This window comes from Pantoea sp. paga, assembly GCF_007558755.1.
Classification (GTDB): Bacteria; Pseudomonadota; Gammaproteobacteria; order Enterobacterales; family Enterobacteriaceae; genus Pantoea; species Pantoea agglomerans.
Window position 1 is genome coordinate 135,996 of sequence record NZ_VLTF01000003.1, and the last position, 18,006, is coordinate 154,001.

The following is an 18,006-nucleotide window of genomic DNA, read 5'->3' on the forward strand; positions in this document are numbered from 1 at the left end:
CATGCTCATCCCCGGCGTGTATCTCTCTCAACACCTGACAGTTACAGCCCGTACTTTACGGGCTTCAGAATGCCTACAATCCCACCAGCGTGATATGTTTCTTTGTTGTCAGCGCTTTATACAACGCTTTTGCCAGAGTGCCTGGTTCCACACCTGATTGAGTGCCCTCGGAATCGGTCCAGAACGATTTGATGCGCAGTATAGTGTTGATACTCGTTACGCGTTCCATTTCCAGCACGGCCAGCACAGGGTGGCGCATTTCGCCATGTTCCTCTGTCGCATCCGCCTGGATCACTGCGGCGCGGGATGCCTGACTGTCAAAGATAACGTGGCAGCGTACGCCATTCAGGTTGAGTATGCCGATGACTTCATAAAGGCACTCAACAGCCTCTGCACTGTAGGATGCGGGCACAACAAACATAACAGATCCTTCTGAAGTGAAATTTAATGAGCAGCCAGCATAGGCGAACTGTAATCAGAGGAGAAGTTACTGTTTTTGAATGAAAAATGTAGAGTTCTAAGGTTACGATAACGCGCGTTATTTTCACTCCAGTTTTCGCTGGTACTATCAATGGCTGCGATGTAACCCGATCATCACGGCGGGGCGCAGATTTGACTTAAGGAGAGGCCCGAAGGTGACAGGTTAATCGTTCCAGTCGGGAATGTATTTATCAATACACGCAACGCGTAAGCTCTGTGCTTCAGCCAGTTAAGAGGATTAACATCAGATTAAGTTTAAGATTTTTCGCGCTCTTCAATTACTCATCTCTTAATCCTGCTGTCACGTTTAGCCGGAGGCTATCATTATGAGATCATGTGCTGACTCACATACTGTTCTTATCCGTGTAGCATCGCTGCAGTCAGCTCAGTACTGACGGCACCCAACACCCAGGTGCATTACCTCTGACCTATACCCATCAACGGTAATTTTAAATTTTGAACATTCATTTCTGTTAAACATGCAGACACCATCGCCAGAGCGATCGCCTCTACGGCAACGCGAAGGATATTAAATTACTGACAGCCCAAAGTGACGGGGCGGAGATGAAGCGGATTATATCCGCGACAAATGAAAAACGTTTTTTATTCACCCTGACAGCCTGAATATATTATTCATCTTTATAACGAATTTACAGGCGAATGGGTACTTTGACGCCGCAGGGCTATGTTATAAAGCCTTCTGACAATCAATTCTCTCATGACGTATACCATACCGCGACACTACCAGCATTGAATTAGTCTCACAACAGAAACCGGACAAAAGCGCCATCAGCAAAGCATCTGAATTGCATGCTCTGAATTCAGGCGCGCCCGGTCATTCTGTGCGCATCAGGACCACTTAATTCTGTTTTTTATATTAATTCGTCCTGAACATTCCTCACACCATAAAAATGAGGTAATTCTCAAAAATCAAGAGGCTGACTTACATAGGAAATAAACTCAAATTCAGGAGAATAAGTAAAATATGGTTTAAAATCAGATAGATAATGCTGACTGCATTGTAATTTTAAATTATAGATTTTTGATGCTCATCAAAGTTAGCGAATAAAAGCCGCTGTTTGACTTAACTCAAACTGGTGAATTTTTAAGATCTTGCTAACGTTAAAACAAATGTTAGCAATTATTGCTACCTCGTAACAGTTGCTGCTGGCTTTTCATGCCGGACGCTGTAAGCACGTCTTTAATTCCGTTGTACCGGATGCAGTTTTCATTCGTCTGAAATCCCGAGGAAACATATGAAATTAACACCTCTGGCCCGCAGTCTGGCCCTGGCCGGTTTACTCTCTACCGCTTCGCTTAGTGTATATGCAGATGAGGCACAGAAATATAACCAGCAGGTTTACGCAGAGTCTGTAGAAAAGATTCAGTGTCCTGACATCAAATAAACCCGCCACAGCCATAACCTTCCGGAGACGCTATGCGGCGAATCACAGGACTGTTTGCACTGCTTTTAGTATCCGCTTCTTCACAGGCCAGCGGGCTGTACCTTTATGAAATTGGTACGGATGATATCGGTCTGGCTGGTGCCGGGCAGGCGGCACGTGCGCAGGATGCCTCAACCCTGTTCACCAACCCGGCGGGCATGACAATGCTGCCAGATAAAATGCTTACGATAGGTGCACAGGCCCTGTATGGCGATGCGCCTTATCATCTGGACGATGATGCCCAACTCAGCGGAAACAGCCCTGGCAATGTTATTGGCTGGTTTCCCGGTGGCAGCGCTTTTTACACACAACGGATCAGCCCAACCGTAAGTGCCGGAGTAGGATTTTACGGCAACTACGGGCTGGGTCTGCATTTCGGTGACTGGGCCGGAGAAAACCTGATCAGGGACAGTACGCTACTGGCGGTCACCCTGATGCCTGCGCTTGCCTGGCAACTCAACGACGCCGTTTCGCTGGGTGCGGGTGTCGGGATTAACTATGGTCTGCTAAAAATCAAGCGCGCCCGCGGCGATGAACTCTCCGACCATGACTGGGCGCTCAATGGAAAAGTCGGTGCGTTGTGGCAGTTTACCCCGCAGACGCGTGCCGGATTAACCTATACCAGCCGGACAAATTATCACTTCAACGTTAACAACACTATCCGGCTTGACCAGCTCAATAATTCCCCCTCCTGGACATTACCGATTGCCGCCACCGTCAATACGCCTCAGCAGATCATGCTAAGCCTTTTCCACCAGCTAAATGAACGCTGGGCTGTTATGGGTGATGCGGGATGGCAGGACTGGAGCGATTACAGCAACAGTGAAATAACCGTGGCAGGTAATCAGGTGGGCGATAACAGACGTCTGCGTGATACCTGGCACCTCGCGCTGGGTACCCAATTCAGACTCACTTCTGACTGGACGCTGAATACCGGCGTTGCCTTCGACAGCAGTTTCTATCGTAACCAGCAGGATACCTCCCTGACCATGCCTTCCGGCGATACATGGCGCTGGGGAGCGGGCGCGCGTTACCAGTTCGATCCTGCCAGCAGCATCGGCGCGGCCTTCGAATACGCGCACATTGACTCCTCACAGGTCGCATCGCCCTTGATTAAAGGGCGTTATGACAACCCTGCTCTCTACTTTTTTGGCATCAACTACAGCCGGACATTCTGACCGGGCAAACCAAGGAGGCGCATCACATAACCTGATATCGAACGATCTGACCTGATGGGCGAAATTTATGCCTTTCCTATGAGAGTCCACTTATCTGGAGCACAGAAATGTCAAAAGTGCCATTTTGCAAATCGCTGCTCGCCTCAGTGCTGTCTGTCGCCTGTTGCGCGACCAGCACCTATGCAGCCCCGGCAAGCACTACTCCGACGGCGCCGGAGCAGAATAATCAGAAGCCCAACATCGTCGTCATATTCGGCGATGACATCGGGTACTGGAACGTCAGTACCTACAATCAGGGAATGCTGGGCTATCAAACCCCCAATATTGACAGTATTGCGGCGGAAGGTGCCAAGTTCACTTCTTACTACGCGGAACAGAGTTCCACAGCTGGCCGTTCATCGTTTATTACCGGACAGATGCCTTTCCGTTCCGGGATGAGTAAGGTCGGCATGCCCGGTGCCCCACAAGGTTTGCAGAAAGAAGATCCAACCATTGCCACTGTCCTTAAACAGCTGGGGTATGCCACCGGTCAGTTCGGGAAAAACCACCTTGGCGATCGCAACGAGTTTCTGCCTACTGCGCATGGTTTCGATGAGTTTATGGGCAACCTTTACCATCTGAACGCGGAAGAAGAACCGGAGAATCCGGACTACCCGAAAGATCCTGAGTATAAGAAGCAATTCGGCCCTCGTGGCGTCATCAAGTCCAGCGCGGACGGAAAAGTCGAGGATACCGGCCCGCTGAATACTAAGCGTATGGAAACCGTCGATGAAGAGACGCTGGCGGCGAACAACGATTTCATGGAGCGGCAGGTCAAAGCCAATAAGCCGTTCTTCACCTGGTACAACACCACCCGTATGCATAACAAAACGCACATCAAACCGGCCGACAAAGGCGTAACCGGTTTGGGTGACTATGCCGACGGCATGGTGGAGCACGACAAAATCGTCGGTGAAGTGCTGAAGAAAATTAAAGATCTCGGCATAGAAGACAATACGATTGTGGTTTACACCACCGATAACGGCCCGATGACAGCCACCTGGCCCGATGCCGGTATCACCCCGTTCCGGGGTGAGAAAAATACCGGCTGGGAGGGCGGCTTCCGCGTACCTGCGATGGTGAAATGGCCGGGACATATTAAACCCGGAACGCTCATCAACGACATCATCGGCAGTAATGACTGGTTCCCGACGCTGGTGGCAGCGGCAGGCGTGCCGGACATCAAGCAGCAGTTACTGAAAGGCTACAAAACCAGTGCCATGACCTACAAAGTACATCTTGATGGTTATAACCAGCTTGATTTCATCACCGGTAAAACCCAGGAGGATCCGCGCAAAGAGTTCTTCTACTGGAGTGATGACGGCGATCTGCTGGCGATGCGCTACGGGCGCTGGAAAGCGCACTTTATGATTCAGGAGCGTTCGGGGTTGGACGTGTGGAAATACCCGTTCGTCAAACTGCGCGTACCGTTGATCTTTGACCTGAAAATCGACCCTCTGGAAAAAGGCACCGATGGCATGGATTACAACCATTGGTTCTACGATCGCCTGTTCCTGCTGGGTGGTGCGCAGAAATATGCCACTGAAATGCTGCAGAGCTTCAAAGAGTTTCCGCCACGTCAGAAACCGGGTTCATTCACCGTTTCTGATGTTTCGAAACTGATTGAGCAAGGCAGTCCGGCTACCAACTGATGCTCTGACCACACCACCGGGTGAAATCCTTCACCCGGTTATCAGGAGGCGTTCATGAAATACAGCACTACGTTGCCGGTTAAACCTCTTCCTACGGCGGAAAAATTCAGTGGCAAAGGACCGGCTTACACGCGCCGTTTTCATGTGATGGCGAAACCCACCGGATCGCGTTGCAATATCGACTGCAACTACTGTTTTTATCTGCACAAAGAACAGCTTCTGGAACAGGACCGACACAGTGGGATGAGCGATGAGGTGCTGGAAACCTTCATCCGGCAGTACATCGACAGCCAGGATGGCGAACAGGTGGTGTTCTCGTGGCAGGGCGGCGAACCCACGCTAATGGGGCTGGAGTACTTTGAAAAAATAGTGGTGCTGCAAAAGAAATATCAGAAGCCAGGCCAGCGCATAGAAAACGATCTGCAGACCAACGGCATTCTGATAAATGACCACTGGGCACGCTTTCTACGCCAGCACAATTTCCTGGTTGGCATTTCGATTGATGGGCCGGCTGAGCTGCACGATCGCTATCGCGTGACGCGCAGCGGTAAACCCACGTTTGAGAAAGTGATGGCAGGGGTTGCGGCGCTGAAGCGCCACCATGTTCCCTTCAACGCTCTGGTCACCGTCAACCGTACCAATGCGCGCTTCCCGCTGGAGGTCTATCGCTTTCTGACCCGCGAGCTGGGTGCCACCTATATCCAGTTCAATCCCTGCGTTGAGCCGGTGGATTTTAAGCAAACCGCTCCGCAGTTCTGGCGGGATGACACGATACCGGTTATCGGGACCCGCCGCGCCAGACCCGGCGATCTCGACTCGATTGTCACCGACTGGTCGGTGGATCCGGATGACTGGGGCCGCTTTCTGATTGCGGTGTTTGAAGAGTGGGTAAACAACGATTTAGGCCGCGTTCAGGTCAACCTGTTTGAAACTGCGGTGGCACAGACCATGGGCATGCCGGCGCAGATTTGTATCACTTCAGAGTTCTGCGGCAAAGGGCTGGCGATTGAAAAGAACGGCGACATCTTCTCCTGCGATCACTATGTCTATCCCGAATACAAATTAGGCAATGTGCAAAGTACCAGGCTGGCGCACATGGCCTTTTCCGAACGACAAAAAGCCTTTGGTTTAGGCAAGCGCGATACGCTGCCTGCTGCCTGCAAACGCTGCCCCTATCTGAAGCTCTGTTACGGCGAATGCCCGAAAAACCGCATCGTCAGGAGCGAGGAGGGTGAACTGGGGATGAATTATCTCTGTCCCGGTATTAAGGCCTTCTTTAGCTATGCGCAACCGATTCTGGTTGGCATCGGGACACTGCTTAAACGTCAGACGGTGGAACCTGCATAATGAATAATCGTGAAAAGCTACTGGCGCTGGAAGCCAGTATGAACCAGCAGGTGATTGGACAGCAGGAGCTGGTGCGGATGCTAATCGTCGCCTTGTTGTGTGACGGTCATGTGCTGCTGGAAGGCTTACCGGGGCTGGCGAAAACGCGCGCGGTGCGTGAGCTGGCTCGCCATATCGAAGGCGAATTTCGTCGTATTCAGTTCACGCCTGACCTGCTGCCGTCAGACATTACCGGCAGCGAAATCTATCAGCAAAATGCCACGCGCGAAGAAGATCAGTTCCGGTTCCGTCCCGGCCCGGTGTTCGGCAACATTATCCTTGCCGATGAGATCAATCGCGCCTCAGCCCGCGTGCAGTCAGCGCTGCTGGAGGCCATGGAAGAGCGTCACGTGACCGTCGCGGGCAAAACCTGGCCGCTGCCGGGCGTATTTATGGTGCTGGCGACACAGAACCCGGTGGATCAGGAAGGCACCTGGCCCTTACCTGAAGCCCAGCTTGATCGCTTTCTGATGAAGGTGATTGTCGATTATCCGTCGAAAGAGAATGAACAAAGGGTGATGCAACTGGTGCGCGTCGAGCAGCAAGCCAGATATCAGGCTGCACGGCAAGAAAGTCCTCAACCAGCCACTGACCCGTTGCTGATTGGACAACAGGATATCGCCGACTGCTGGCGTGAAATTGCCACGGTTTATGTCGCGCCAACCGTAGAGCAGTACATCGTTAATCTGGTGGAGATGACGCGTCATCCTGATCAGGTCAGCGAAGCTTTTGCGAGTTACATCAGCCTGGGCATCAGTCCGCGCGGTACGCTGGCACTGGACCGCTGTGGCCGCGCCTGCGCGTGGCTGGATGGACGCGATGCGGTGTTGCCTGAAGATATTCAACGCATCGCCCCGGCGGTGCTGCGCCATCGCCTGCTGCTGAGCTATCAGGCAAATGCCGATAACTGCACGCCCGATCAGGTGATTGCCATGCTTCTTAACGCAGTGGTGGCGTGATGCCGCAGCCGCTGACGCTTGAAATGGCTGACCTGATGTCGCTGGCAGGTGATGCACAGCGACTGGATAATCCGCCGGGGCAAATCCCACTCGGCGCGTTAACCGGTGAGCGCGTGTCCCGTCAGCAGGGACGTGGCCTGAACTTCGATAGCTTACGCCGCTATCAGCCCGGTGATGACGTCAGGCTGATCGACTGGAAAGCCACTGCGCGTCTGCGCACACCGTGGATCCGCCTCTACAATGAGGAGCGCGAACGCCCGGTGTTTATCCTTGTGGATCAGCGACTGGACATGTACTTCGGTACCCGCCAGCAGATGAAATCGGTGGCCGCTGGCAAGATTGCCGGATTGCTGGCATGGCGAAGCTGGCATGACGGTGATCGGCTGGGCTGCGCGATATTGGGCGATGATGAACTGGCCCTGCATCCCTGTCGTGCGCCAAAACGTAACCTGATGCCTGTTCTCACCGATATTCAGCGCGTGAACGCCTTACTTCCCGAGCACTATGCGCAAAATCGCCGGCAAACCGTCTCTTTATCAGAGGCGTTGCAGCGTATCGTCCGCCTGCTGCCATCGGGCAGCTGGCTGGGGATCATCAGTGACTTTCACGATCTGGATGTGCGCTGCGATGCAGTACTGGCCCACCTGCGTCGCCGCTGCGAGATTACCGCTTATGTCACGCTGGATGATCTTCATCGCCGCCTGCCGCCACGCGGCCAACTTGCGGCTTATTACCATGACCTGAGCACCGCACTCAATCTCACCTCACACCTCAGCGGTCGCATTGAGCAAAGCGTTACCGAACGTCTGTCGCAGCAGCAGCGCCGGTTACAGCGTATGGGGATCACGGTGAAAACTGTCGTGACCGGTGAGGAGATTCTGCCTCAGCTAAAGCAGGAGGATGCACATGCTGGCAAAAGGATTTAGCACGCCGGAACTGGCACATCCTGCTTTGCCAGACGCCGCCTCGTGGTTCCCGCTCCCGCCAGGCTGGACGGTGCTCGGCGTGATGCTGTTATTGGTGCTTTTCATTGTCCTGCTGATATTGCTCGCGCGCTTTCGTCGTAATCGCTGGCGGCGTGAAGCGCGAAAACAACTCGCCCAGCAGCAGGTGGATGGCTGGATTACATGGGTTAAGCGGGTACTACTGGTGCAACACCCTCGCGCCCAGGTCAGCAAGTGGCAAACGCCGGAACAGCTTCTGGCTCAGACGCCGCTGGACGAAGAACTGCGCGCGCTGATGTGTCGTCGCTACTGTCAGCCGGATAATCAACTGGAAGGCGTTATCAATCAGCGTATCGCACAGCAATTACGCCACTGGCTGGAGACGCTGCCTCATGTCTGAGTTTTTATCGCAGATCGATTTTGCCTGGCCATGGATGGGCGTGCTGCTGTTTTTGCCGCTGATTACGCACTATCTGCTCCCGGCAAAACAGCCAGTGAGTGAACAGGTGAGGGTGCCTTTTTTACCTGAACTGGCTGAAGCCCTGCAACTCTCTGCGCCAGCACCGCAGGCCAGCTGGCGTCATCGGCTACTGTTCTGGACGGTATGGATCTTAATGGTTACTGCGCTGGCCCGCCCTGAATATCTGATGCCACCGAAAACGGTGATAAAACCCATGCGCAACATCGTACTGATACTGGACGTTTCCGGCTCAATGGAGACAAGCGACGGGCAGAATGGTCAGACGCGCTTACAGGCGGTACAGCAAACGGTGCATACCTTTATCAATCAGCGCAAAAATGATCGCATCGGTCTGGTGATTTTTGCCAGCCAGGCGTGGCCTTTTGCGCCGATCAGCGAAGATAAACAGGCGCTGCAGGCGCGCATCAGCCAGCTCGCGCCGGGCATGATTGGCCAGCAGACTGCGGTGGGGGATGCGCTGGGCGTGGCCGTGAAGTTGCTGGATAACAGCCTTGAAGCCGATGCGTCCAAAATGGCGATTCTGCTGACCGATGGCAATGACACTGCCTCTCAGCTGCAACCCACGCTCGCCGCACAACTCGCTGCCGCGCATCACGTTATGGTGCACACCATCGCCTTTGGCGATGTTAACAGCAGCGGCGAGGACAAAGTGGATACCGCGCTGCTGGATAACATTGCCAGTATCACCGGCGGTAACGCCTGGCGCGCCGCTACTAACCGTGATGCGCTGGCCCAGGTGTGGCAGCAAATTGATGCCCAGACTCCGGAACAGGTGAAAACATTGGGTTTATCCTGGCATCGTCCGCTGTTCGTCTGGCCGCTAGCGGTTGCGCTACTGATTTTACTGCTGTTCGCCATCGGCAGCACAATGATGAGGCGACGCGCATGAGCGATTTCCACTTCCTCTATCCCTGGCGATTACTGGGTTTGCTGCTCTTTCCGGTGCTCTATTTTCTGGCTCAGCGTTCGGGCAGTGCTTGGCATCGTGTTATGGAAAAGCCTTTTGCGTCGGCATTGATTAAAGGTCAGCACGTACGGGCTCGACAGGTATTACCGTGGCTCTTTGGCCTGGGGGTATTGGCTTTAGCGGGTCCGAGCTGGCAACGCGACTTGCCCGCCGCCTTTACGCCTGAAAATAATGTGATGGTGATCATGCAGCAGGATCTCAGCATGCTGGCGCAGGATGTGCCGCCTGACCGTCATCAGCGCATGCAACAGAAAATCGCCGCGCTGATGGCGCAAATGCCCGGCAGTCACTTTGGTCTGGTGGTTTACAGCGCGAATGCCTGGCTTACCACGCCGCTGACCAGTGATGCCGATTTTTATAATCTGTTCCTGACGGCTCAGCAGCCGACGCTGGTGCCGCAGGAAGCGGGTTCCGGACTGCGTCAGGCCATCGCTCTGGCGCTTAAAAATTTGCCCTCAGCGCCTGAAGCACCACGCGCGTTAATTCTGGTCGCGGATAATGTGGCACAGCAGGACGTTGACTGGTTGCGGCAGCAAAATCTGCCTCTGCAGATCTGGGTAGCAGGCACGGCGAACGGCGGCAGATTGCCGGAAGCGCAGGCATCGCTGGGCATTGATACGCGACTCAATGTCGCACGCTTCGAGCAAATCCGTGATGGCGGGATTCCGGTCACGCTGGTCTCTGCAGAAGATGATGATCTGCGTGCGGTAAGCGGCCACATTCAGCAGAGCGTGACGGCGCAGCAGAACAGCCGACAGGATTTGCAGTGGAAGAACAGCGGCTATCTGCTGGTTATTCCTATGCTGCTGCTTTTACTGCTCTGGCGACAGCAACTGCTCTGCCTGGCTGTCGTGATGCTGCCCTTACTGCTTTGGTCTCCCGGCAGTTCAGCAGCACTGCTGGATGCCTGGGTAAGGCCCGATGTGCAAGGGCAGCTTGCCTTTAATCACGGTAATTATGAAGCTGCTGCGCAGCGCTTTCAGGATCCGTTGCGACGGGGGATTGCCTTCTACTACGCCGGGGATTTCGTTTCGGCGCTGGGTGCTTTTCGTCAGGTTCCCGCTACTCCGGAAAGTCTGTTGTGGATTGGCAACTGCTACGCACAGCAGAAATCCTGGCAGCAGGCGCTGAACAGCTACGATCAGGCGCTGAGTTTACGTCCCGAATGGGCGATGGCTCAGGAAAATCGGGCAAAAATTGCGCACATCATCATGCAGCTGCGACAAAAAGAACGCGACCGTCAGGCCGATCAGCATGAGCAGAAAGATGAAGATCCTGATGCCATTAAACACGATCTCAAACCCGAACAGGGCGTGAATCAGCTGGATATGAAACCCATCGCAGGCGCTGCGCCCTCGGCTGAACAGTGGTACAGCAATCTCACGCTTTCGCCTGGCGGTTTGCTGGAAAATCTCTACCGTTCAACGCCGGCGGAGGCACCATGAATCGACTTCTCCTTTGTCTGCTGTTGCTACTTAGCCTGCCGGTTCGGGCTGAAATGGCCATGACGCGTGAGCTGGTTGCACCCGAACAACTGGTGCCAGGCCAGCCCATAACGATTGCGGTGACCTTCTGGACGGATAGCTGGTTCAATCCACCGCCGCAGTGGCCGGATATGGTGATTGAAAACGGTAATTTACTTAATACGCCGCTGCCTAACCAGCTGGTAACGCGTAATAGCGACGGGATCAGCTGGAGCGGTATCCGCATGGAGCGTCAGGTGATGGCGTGGGATCAGGGCACGCTGCGTTTTCCCGCTGCGGATGTGGTGATGCGTTCTGCGAATCAGCCACCGAAAACGGTATCGCTGCCGCTTCTGGAGAAACCGGTCATCTGGCCCGCGGATGTGCGTCAGCCTGACCGCTTCTTGCCCGCCAGCAGTCTTGAACTTTCGCAACAATGGCAACTTTATCGCGCTACTGAGGATAAGCAGCTCCATGTCGGTGACGCCATTGAGCGCGTCGTGACATTGCGTGCGACCGATGTGATTGCCGTACAAATCCCGCAGCTGCTTTACGCCATTCCCGGTTCCGGCGCGCAACGTTTGCCGCCGGTAAACAGTAACCTGACGCAGGGACGCGATGAAATCATCGGCGCACAGCGAGAAGAGCGGTTGCGATATCTGCCCTCTCAGCCTGGTGAACTGGTGATACCACCTTTGCGTTTACGCTGGTGGGATACACGTCAGCATCAGTGGCAACTGGCCGAATTACCCGGTGCGCAATACGCTATTGCCGCTGCGCGTCCGGCGGGCAGTGAACAGGCGTTGAAAGCTCACGTCCCGGTCAACTGGACGTCGTTGTTGATGGGCCCGGCCATCCTGCTGACGTTGCTGCTGTTGAGCTTCTTTTTTCGACACGCCCTTAAAAAAAGCCTGCAAAGAGTAGTGCAGCGCACACGGGAATACTGGCGGATCGTTCCGCTACCTGACCTCATTCCGACAAAAAGGAAAAGATGATGAAATTAAATCCTCTGCTGGCACTGCTGCTAACGGCGTATCTCGGTTCGGCTGTTGCGGCAGACGATCCGCTCAGTGCCTGGAATGACGGTCACGCAAAACAGGCGATTAAGACATGGGTGAATGGCGCTACGACAGCCAATAGCAAAGCGTTCATTCCTGTGAGTCAGCGTTATGTGGTGTTCGATAATGACGGCACATTGTGGCCGGAAGCCCCGCTAACCTTTCAGCTGCAGTTCGTGATTGATGAAATCAAACGCCTCGCTCCGCAACACCCGGAATGGAATAGCGATGCGTTAGTGCAGGCATTAATTAACAACGATATGAACGCGGTGATGCAGTCGGGCAAAAAGGGATTGATGCAGCTGATGACTCTCACGCACAGCGGCATGACGACGGAAGAATTCAGTCAGCGCGTCAGCAACTGGGTTGATAGTCATCGACATGCGCGTTTCGGCTGCCGTTATGACCAGCTTGGCTATCAGCCGATGCGTCAGCTCCTCGATTATCTGCGGGATAACGCTTTCAAAACCTGGATTGTATCCGGCGGTGGCATCGATTTTATGCGCGTACTGGCAGAAAAAATGTATGGCATCCCACCCGAGCAGGTAGTCGGCTCCTTTTCGCTGAGTGAATTTTCACTGACAGATAATGGCACGCAATTACGTAAAACCATGAACGGTGCCTTCTACGATGACGAAGCGATGAAGCCGGTCGCCATTCATCTGTTTATGGGGCGGCGTCCGGTCGGTGCTTTCGGCAACAGCGACGGCGATGTGCCGATGCTTCAGTACACCTCCGCCAATCCGACCTATAAAACCTTTGGTTTACTGGTTCACCACACCGATGCGGTGCGTGAATATGCCTACGACACGCATCCGCCCGCCAGCGGAAAGCTTATTAGCGGTCTCAGACTGGCACCCCAAAAGGGTTGGGTGATTGTTGATATGAAAAAAGAGTGGAAAACGGTTTTTGACCCTGCGCAATGTGCCGCGGTTGCAGGCGATAAGTAAGGGATTTATCCGTGTGTGAAAAAGGCCAGAATGGGCCGGGAGATAAGAATGAAATACCTGATACCGATCGTATTAATGTTGCTGTCACAAACGCCAGCACTGGCTAACTCTGCCTACGAAAATCTGGCCTTCGCGCTGAGACAGCAGAAGATTACCGATGACCTGCGACAAAAGTGTCAGATACCGGCGTCTGTATCTGATGAACAGTTACGGACCCGCTTCCTTAATAGTACGCATGATAACTCTGCCGTGCTGTCAGCCGTAAAAGCGATGAGCGAAAATAATCAGCAGCGTTATCAAATCTCTCTGAACCAGGTTAACTGTCCTGAATGACGAAATAGCCTGGGGCCGCCACGCTTCCGGGAAACCAAATCAACGTGAGCCGGAGTGTGACTATGTCAGATCATTTTGGTAAAGCATGGGTTCTCGGAGTGCTGGCACTAAGCCAGGGAGCCGTTAGCGCAGAAATTAACGATCAACGTGACAAGCTGGATGATGACCCGACAAAGGTGACAACCAAGGCAGGCGTCTCATGGTCTGATACGTACGACCTGGACGACAGCAATCTCTCATTTTCTGGCTCGGTCGCACTGGATAAAGCGAAGAAACTGAATGCGCGCGTTAACAGCGACGCCAGTGAATGGCGCGTTGGCGGTTCATGGCTGTTTCCAGTGGGGATTATCAACTTTAACTTTGGCAAAAACGAGTACACCAACGGTGCAACCCAGACTAACTATTCCGTCGGTACCTTTATCCCTCTTAGCATTTATGGCTTCACGCCTGCGGGTTTCCAGATATTCCCTATGGCCGGCTATACCTACAACACCGGGGAGATAACGGGCTGCAGCACCGGTAATCCGGCTGACTGCAAAGCGCCTCAGTTCACCGATGCTATCCCCTCAGAGTATGGCTTCAGCACTATCACCACCTCCGGCAGCAGCGGCTATCTGGGCGCATTTACGCTGCGGCCACTGACTTCGAAACTGACCATGATTGGATTTGCAGCAGGCTCTTACGGTTCCAGAAATGAGGAAGGTAACCATTACCAGGGCTATTTTGGCGGATTGGGAGCTGGTTACCATTTTGATCAACACAGTTCAGTAAACCTGCTGACGTTCATTATGGATAACAATACCTATCTGGACGATCCCGACACACGCTTTCTGGTCTCTTATACCTGGCAGTTTGAATAGCGGATATGAAGAGTAACCGCCGGACTGAAACTCAGCCCGGTAATAACGTTGATCAGGAGGCGGAATGTTTAAAACACTTCTGTGTTTAGCCTGTTGCATGATGCTTTTCACCGTACAGTGTGCAACAGGTGCGGAGCCACGTCAGGCACCCTCTCCGCAGGAGCGCGCTCGTACCCTGTATCTGCTTAATCAGCCTGTTGTTATGCTACAGGCAACATTTGGCCTCACCACGCCCGAAGAGCGGGTACAGCGTATCGTGACGCTATTGCGATCGCTCAATGATCATGACCTGGCACAGCCGGTAGACACGCATAACGTGATGCGTTACCGACAGCCAGCTGTGCTTTTCTCTGTTAACGGCAAACCCTTTATGCTACTGGCGCAGGGCGATCTGGATGAGGGCGATGACCTGTCACTTGCCCAGGCGGCGGAACGCATCCGGCTGCGGCTGGATACCCTCCGTCTTTCACTGGGTGAACAGTATTCTTCCCGTTATCTTCTGCTTTCTTCGGTGAAAAGTGTGGCGGGTGTGATGCTGCTGGCTTTGTTCATTCTGTTTGCCTTCCGCTCCCATGACTGGCTGAAGCGGCGTTATGCTGCACGACGCCTGCAGCGAAAAAGCCTTATCCCTGATGCACTGCGCGCCTTCCTCGGTCCGGTTGAGGTACGGCTCTATGCGCTGGTGCTAACCGCCGCCGTACTCGTAGCATTTTACCTCTGGGTGAGTTGGGTATTACGGCTGTTTCCATGGACACGGATCTGGGGCATGGAGCTGGGTGGATATGCGACAGGCCTGCTGCAGCGTCTGGGGCTGGCGATATTTTCCGCGCTGCCAGGCCTGCTGATTGTCGTCGTTATCTTCCTCATTACAGCACTGGTGACGCGATTAATCAGACTGGTGCTAAGGCGGGTTGAGACTGGACAGTTACGCCTGCCGGGCCTGCATCCGGATACGGTGGGGGTGACGCGTAAACTGATCAGCGTCGCCATCTGGCTATTCGCGCTGTCAGCGGCATATCCCTTTCTGCCAGGCGCCAATTCACTCGCCTTCAAAGGGATCAGCGTGTTCTTCGGCCTGATGCTGACGCTGGGCTCAGCTGGCATCATGAACCATGCCATGAGCGGGCTGGTGCTGACCTACTCACGAGCACTGCGCAAAGGAGAAGTGATCAGGATTGCCGATCATGAGGGCGTGGTAAGTGAAGTGGGCATGCTGGCCACCAAAATTCTGACCCGAGAAAATTATGAAGTCACGGTTCCTAATGCGGTGGTCGTCAGTGGCAGGATCGTGAATTTAAGCGCCATGCTTAAAGGCGAAGGCATCAATATGACGACCAGCGTCACGATTGGTTATGACACGCCCTGGCGGCAGGTTGAGGCGATGCTGGAGCTGGCTGCCAGCCGCACATCGGGCATTAACCACGACATCGCGCCGCTGGTGCGCCAGCTTGCGCTTCAGGACTGGTACGTGGTTTATGAGCTACAGGTCCGGCTCCGACCGGGAGAGTCGCTGGCCGGAGTAAGGAGCGTTCTCCACGGCCATATACAGGATGTATTCAATCAATTCGGTGTACAAATCATGTCGCCAAACTTCATCAGCCAGCCCGAACAGCCTGTTATTGTGACCAGGCCGAACTGGTTTGCCCCTCCGGCTGAAGAAAAACAGGAGTGATATCCCAGTGATTAGCGCTGAGAGAGCGGATTTATTTCTCCCACCGGTTGCGTCCCTGCTGTTTTGCGCGGTAAAGCGCCTCATCCGCGCGGGCAATCACACCTTCTGCTTTATCATGCATACCTGAAAGCGCAATGCCCATGCTGACAGTGACCGACTCGCTAACTGCTGATGCTGCATGTGGCAGTGCCGTTTCACGCAGGGTTACCTGAATACGTTCAGCAACCTGCGCAGCTTCATCCAGAGAGGCCGAGGGCAGCACAACCACAAACTCTTCGCCACCGTAACGGGCCACCAGATCCGCGGGTGTCCGGACTGATGATTTCAAAATATCGGCCACTTTCGCCAGGCATGTATCTCCTTCCTGATGGCCGTAGTGATCGTTGTAGCGTTTGAAATAGTCCACATCAAGCATGATCAGCGCAAACGGCAGTGCCTGGCGAGAAGCGTCAGCAAGAAACTTCTCCATCAGACGCCGGTTAGCGGTCCCGGTCAGCGCATCCTGATGCGCCAGCACATCGAGCCGGGCGATAAGAATCCGGTTCTCCTGATAACGCAACCAGGCTTCATCAAACCAGCGCTGCAGGATAACGCGACCATAAATAAGAATAGCGGTGAGCGGAAGCCAGACCAGTAAAAACCGGATATTCACCCCCTGGTTAAGCTGCACGCTGGCCAGCAGGGCAGTGAGCCATAAGGGTGTGATAAAGAGAATTAAGGTGGGAGGATGATAATAAAGCGCAGCCAGCGCGGTGAGCATAAGGATGACACTGAGAGGCCAGGCAAAAGGCAGCTGCCACCAGACAATAAAGCAGTAGCTACAATAGCTCCACATCACGCCGAGAATCAGCAACAGCGCCGTGCTTAGCGGTATCAAACGCGCTGGCAGGCGGTAAGCAAGAAGGAGTAACAGTAGTGACAGAGCGATAATAGCGCCCGCGGTGAGATCGATTAACGGCAGTATTTCAGTGTGAGCGCCTAGCGACCGGTCAAAGTCACGAATAAGAACATGCCGGAACAGGATGATCAGAGCAAAACTGGCATTTACAAATGCAAACCATGGAAGACTTGCTGATAGCGCCTGTCTGACCATATCCTTTTGATCCTGCCACATTTTTTCTTTATTTAAAGTGCGGCGCCTGTCCGGTTTCTGCACCATCCTGGAAGCCTCATAAACGAAGTATTACCTTCCAGTGTAATAGAGAGATCTATTTCAGGAGGAAATGTCCGGACTGGTGGGGTAAGTATTATTGAGGAATGCAAAATTTTTCCCTAAGCACAAATCAGGCGGACTTTTAACTGGAACTGACGTCCGCTTCTGGCACCAGGCAGAAATGTGCGTATTACCCAGCCAATTATGAGCAAAAGCAGAAGTAAACGTTTTGTGTACTTTATCTGGAATGAAGGGTTGTTAGTCTTTTTATGGATATTCAACTGGCGTCCATATATTCGCTTTTTGCAACGCGCTGATTCTGATGCAGTAGTGTTTCACTTACACAGATACTGCATCAGTGAGGCGCAACACACTCTCTCTAACGTAAAGGCGTTGCCAGAAATTCCGGTCGCTGTTCGGCCAGCAATGTAAAGCCGTTTGCTTCCGGATACAGCGTACGGCTGACGGTATCCGGCAGCATCAATTCTGTAAAACTCCAGGCCACTGCGATGCTGATACCGGCCACGGACAGCATGTCAGGATGACTTTCCCGCAGCCCGTTCTCCAGCGTCTGCCAGGCACCATGCAGTTGTTGAGTTACGCGATCCACCCAGGGCTGATGCTGTTTTTCTTCCGGCCTGAGACGATGTTCGTACACAATCTGCACCGCTTTTTCGCAGGCTGCCAGGGCGAAGCCGGTAAGATGCAGATCCCGGCGTTCTTCCGCTCCGGACGCTGATGTGGCTGCAGGCGAATGACCGTAATATTTCTCTAGGTAATGAATAATTAATGTGGAATCAATCAGCACCTGATTATCATCTGTTATTAGCGTTGGCACTTTAACGGCCGGGTTAATTTTCGTTAAGGCATCAAAATCGCCGAATACCGAAAGCGGGCGATGCTCGAATTGAATACCCAATACTTTCATGTAAATAGCAACCCGTCTGACATAGGGTGAATCCAGCATTCCGATCAGGATCATGGTT

17 protein-coding genes are annotated in these 18,006 nt (G+C 53.5%); 14 read left to right on the plus strand and 3 right to left on the minus strand.

All coding sequences use genetic code 11. The annotated features are described in order from the left end of the window. Window positions 1-73 precede the first annotated feature (73 nt). Window positions 74-421 carry a hypothetical protein gene (locus FOV68_RS10520; RefSeq protein ID WP_109651522.1) on the minus strand — a complete coding sequence of 116 codons (348 nt, stop codon included), beginning with the start codon at window positions 419-421 and terminating at the stop codon, window positions 74-76. Between the two features lie 1,315 nt (window positions 422-1,736). Here FOV68_RS10520 and FOV68_RS24050 point away from each other — a divergent pair. The 14 genes from FOV68_RS24050 to FOV68_RS10585 all read left to right on the plus strand — a co-directional run bounded on the left by FOV68_RS24050 (window position 1,737) and on the right by FOV68_RS10585 (window position 15,867). After that, complete coding sequence (locus tag FOV68_RS24050) at window positions 1,737-1,886, plus strand: hypothetical protein (RefSeq protein WP_186289742.1); 150 nt, start codon at window positions 1,737-1,739, stop codon at window positions 1,884-1,886. Between the two features lie 32 nt (window positions 1,887-1,918). Then, on the plus strand, window positions 1,919-3,103 hold the full coding sequence (locus tag FOV68_RS10525; protein ID WP_143990785.1) for an OmpP1/FadL family transporter: 1,185 nt from the start codon (window positions 1,919-1,921) through the stop codon (window positions 3,101-3,103). Between the two features lie 107 nt (window positions 3,104-3,210). Next, window positions 3,211-4,794: an arylsulfatase gene (locus tag FOV68_RS10530; RefSeq protein ID WP_143990786.1), complete on the plus strand. Its 1,584-nt coding sequence runs from the start codon at window positions 3,211-3,213 to the stop codon at window positions 4,792-4,794. A gap of 54 nt (window positions 4,795-4,848) precedes the next feature. After that, the gene (locus tag FOV68_RS10535) at window positions 4,849-6,141 is read left to right on the plus strand and encodes an anaerobic sulfatase maturase (protein ID WP_143990787.1); all 1,293 of its coding nucleotides are present in this window, start codon (window positions 4,849-4,851) and stop codon (window positions 6,139-6,141) included. Continuing rightward, a complete protein-coding gene (locus tag FOV68_RS10540; protein ID WP_143990788.1) occupies window positions 6,141-7,139 on the plus strand; it encodes a MoxR family ATPase in 999 nt (332 codons plus the stop codon). The genes FOV68_RS10535 and FOV68_RS10540 overlap by 1 nt, the downstream gene beginning before the upstream one ends. Then, on the plus strand, window positions 7,139-8,065 hold the full coding sequence (locus FOV68_RS10545) for a DUF58 domain-containing protein (protein ID WP_143990789.1): 927 nt from the start codon (window positions 7,139-7,141) through the stop codon (window positions 8,063-8,065). Before FOV68_RS10540 ends, FOV68_RS10545 begins: the two co-directional genes overlap by 1 nt. After that, window positions 8,046-8,483: a DUF4381 family protein gene (locus tag FOV68_RS10550; protein WP_143990790.1), complete on the plus strand. Its 438-nt coding sequence runs from the start codon at window positions 8,046-8,048 to the stop codon at window positions 8,481-8,483. The genes FOV68_RS10545 and FOV68_RS10550 overlap by 20 nt, the downstream gene beginning before the upstream one ends. Next, window positions 8,476-9,453 carry a VWA domain-containing protein gene (locus FOV68_RS10555; protein WP_143990791.1) on the plus strand — a complete coding sequence of 326 codons (978 nt, stop codon included), beginning with the start codon at window positions 8,476-8,478 and terminating at the stop codon, window positions 9,451-9,453. Before FOV68_RS10550 ends, FOV68_RS10555 begins: the two co-directional genes overlap by 8 nt. Next, window positions 9,450-10,976 (plus strand): VWA domain-containing protein, encoded by a 1,527-nt coding sequence (locus tag FOV68_RS10560; protein ID WP_143990792.1) that lies wholly within the window; start codon window positions 9,450-9,452, stop codon window positions 10,974-10,976. Before FOV68_RS10555 ends, FOV68_RS10560 begins: the two co-directional genes overlap by 4 nt. Next, the gene (locus tag FOV68_RS10565; RefSeq protein ID WP_143990793.1) at window positions 10,973-11,989 is read left to right on the plus strand and encodes a BatD family protein; all 1,017 of its coding nucleotides are present in this window, start codon (window positions 10,973-10,975) and stop codon (window positions 11,987-11,989) included. Before FOV68_RS10560 ends, FOV68_RS10565 begins: the two co-directional genes overlap by 4 nt. After that, on the plus strand, window positions 11,989-13,002 hold the full coding sequence (locus FOV68_RS10570; protein ID WP_143990794.1) for an HAD family phosphatase: 1,014 nt from the start codon (window positions 11,989-11,991) through the stop codon (window positions 13,000-13,002). The genes FOV68_RS10565 and FOV68_RS10570 overlap by 1 nt, the downstream gene beginning before the upstream one ends. A 48-nt stretch (window positions 13,003-13,050) precedes the next feature. After that, a complete protein-coding gene (locus FOV68_RS10575) occupies window positions 13,051-13,335 on the plus strand; it encodes a YicS family protein (protein ID WP_143990795.1) in 285 nt (94 codons plus the stop codon). A gap of 62 nt (window positions 13,336-13,397) precedes the next feature. Further along, window positions 13,398-14,195, plus strand: a complete 798-nt coding sequence (locus FOV68_RS10580; RefSeq protein ID WP_143990796.1) for a hypothetical protein — start codon at window positions 13,398-13,400, stop codon at window positions 14,193-14,195. A 64-nt stretch (window positions 14,196-14,259) separates the two neighbouring features. Then, a complete protein-coding gene (locus FOV68_RS10585) occupies window positions 14,260-15,867 on the plus strand; it encodes a mechanosensitive ion channel family protein (RefSeq protein ID WP_143990797.1) in 1,608 nt (535 codons plus the stop codon). Window positions 15,868-15,898: 31 nt separating this feature from the next. Here the strand turns inward: FOV68_RS10585 and FOV68_RS10590 are convergent, their stop codons facing one another. Further along, window positions 15,899-16,981, minus strand: a complete 1,083-nt coding sequence (locus FOV68_RS10590) for a membrane-associated sensor domain-containing protein (RefSeq protein WP_370513283.1) — start codon at window positions 16,979-16,981, stop codon at window positions 15,899-15,901. Window positions 16,982-17,399: 418 nt separating this feature from the next. Next, the gene (locus FOV68_RS10595) at window positions 17,400-18,002 is read right to left on the minus strand and encodes a glutathione S-transferase (protein ID WP_143990799.1); all 603 of its coding nucleotides are present in this window, start codon (window positions 18,000-18,002) and stop codon (window positions 17,400-17,402) included. Between the last annotated feature and the right edge of the window lie 4 nt (window positions 18,003-18,006).

What these genes read in the sequence shown, in the direction of transcription:
- FOV68_RS10520 (WP_109651522.1), bottom strand. Translation starts at nt 421, where the DNA reads ATGTTTGTTGTGCCCGCATCCTACAGTGCAGAGGCTGTTGAGTGCCTT.
- FOV68_RS24050 (WP_186289742.1), top strand. Translation starts at nt 1,737, where the DNA reads ATGAAATTAACACCTCTGGCCCGCAGTCTGGCCCTGGCCGGTTTACTC.
- FOV68_RS10525 (WP_143990785.1), top strand. Translation starts at nt 1,919, where the DNA reads ATGCGGCGAATCACAGGACTGTTTGCACTGCTTTTAGTATCCGCTTCT.
- FOV68_RS10530 (WP_143990786.1), top strand. Translation starts at nt 3,211, where the DNA reads ATGTCAAAAGTGCCATTTTGCAAATCGCTGCTCGCCTCAGTGCTGTCT.
- FOV68_RS10535 (WP_143990787.1), top strand. Translation starts at nt 4,849, where the DNA reads ATGAAATACAGCACTACGTTGCCGGTTAAACCTCTTCCTACGGCGGAA.
- FOV68_RS10540 (WP_143990788.1), top strand. Translation starts at nt 6,141, where the DNA reads ATGAATAATCGTGAAAAGCTACTGGCGCTGGAAGCCAGTATGAACCAG.
- FOV68_RS10545 (WP_143990789.1), top strand. Translation starts at nt 7,139, where the DNA reads ATGCCGCAGCCGCTGACGCTTGAAATGGCTGACCTGATGTCGCTGGCA.
- FOV68_RS10550 (WP_143990790.1), top strand. Translation starts at nt 8,046, where the DNA reads ATGCTGGCAAAAGGATTTAGCACGCCGGAACTGGCACATCCTGCTTTG.
- FOV68_RS10555 (WP_143990791.1), top strand. Translation starts at nt 8,476, where the DNA reads ATGTCTGAGTTTTTATCGCAGATCGATTTTGCCTGGCCATGGATGGGC.
- FOV68_RS10560 (WP_143990792.1), top strand. Translation starts at nt 9,450, where the DNA reads ATGAGCGATTTCCACTTCCTCTATCCCTGGCGATTACTGGGTTTGCTG.
- FOV68_RS10565 (WP_143990793.1), top strand. Translation starts at nt 10,973, where the DNA reads ATGAATCGACTTCTCCTTTGTCTGCTGTTGCTACTTAGCCTGCCGGTT.
- FOV68_RS10570 (WP_143990794.1), top strand. Translation starts at nt 11,989, where the DNA reads ATGAAATTAAATCCTCTGCTGGCACTGCTGCTAACGGCGTATCTCGGT.
- FOV68_RS10575 (WP_143990795.1), top strand. Translation starts at nt 13,051, where the DNA reads ATGAAATACCTGATACCGATCGTATTAATGTTGCTGTCACAAACGCCA.
- FOV68_RS10580 (WP_143990796.1), top strand. Translation starts at nt 13,398, where the DNA reads ATGTCAGATCATTTTGGTAAAGCATGGGTTCTCGGAGTGCTGGCACTA.
- FOV68_RS10585 (WP_143990797.1), top strand. Translation starts at nt 14,260, where the DNA reads ATGTTTAAAACACTTCTGTGTTTAGCCTGTTGCATGATGCTTTTCACC.
- FOV68_RS10590 (WP_370513283.1), bottom strand. Translation starts at nt 16,981, where the DNA reads ATGTGGCAGGATCAAAAGGATATGGTCAGACAGGCGCTATCAGCAAGT.
- FOV68_RS10595 (WP_143990799.1), bottom strand. Translation starts at nt 18,002, where the DNA reads ATGATCCTGATCGGAATGCTGGATTCACCCTATGTCAGACGGGTTGCT.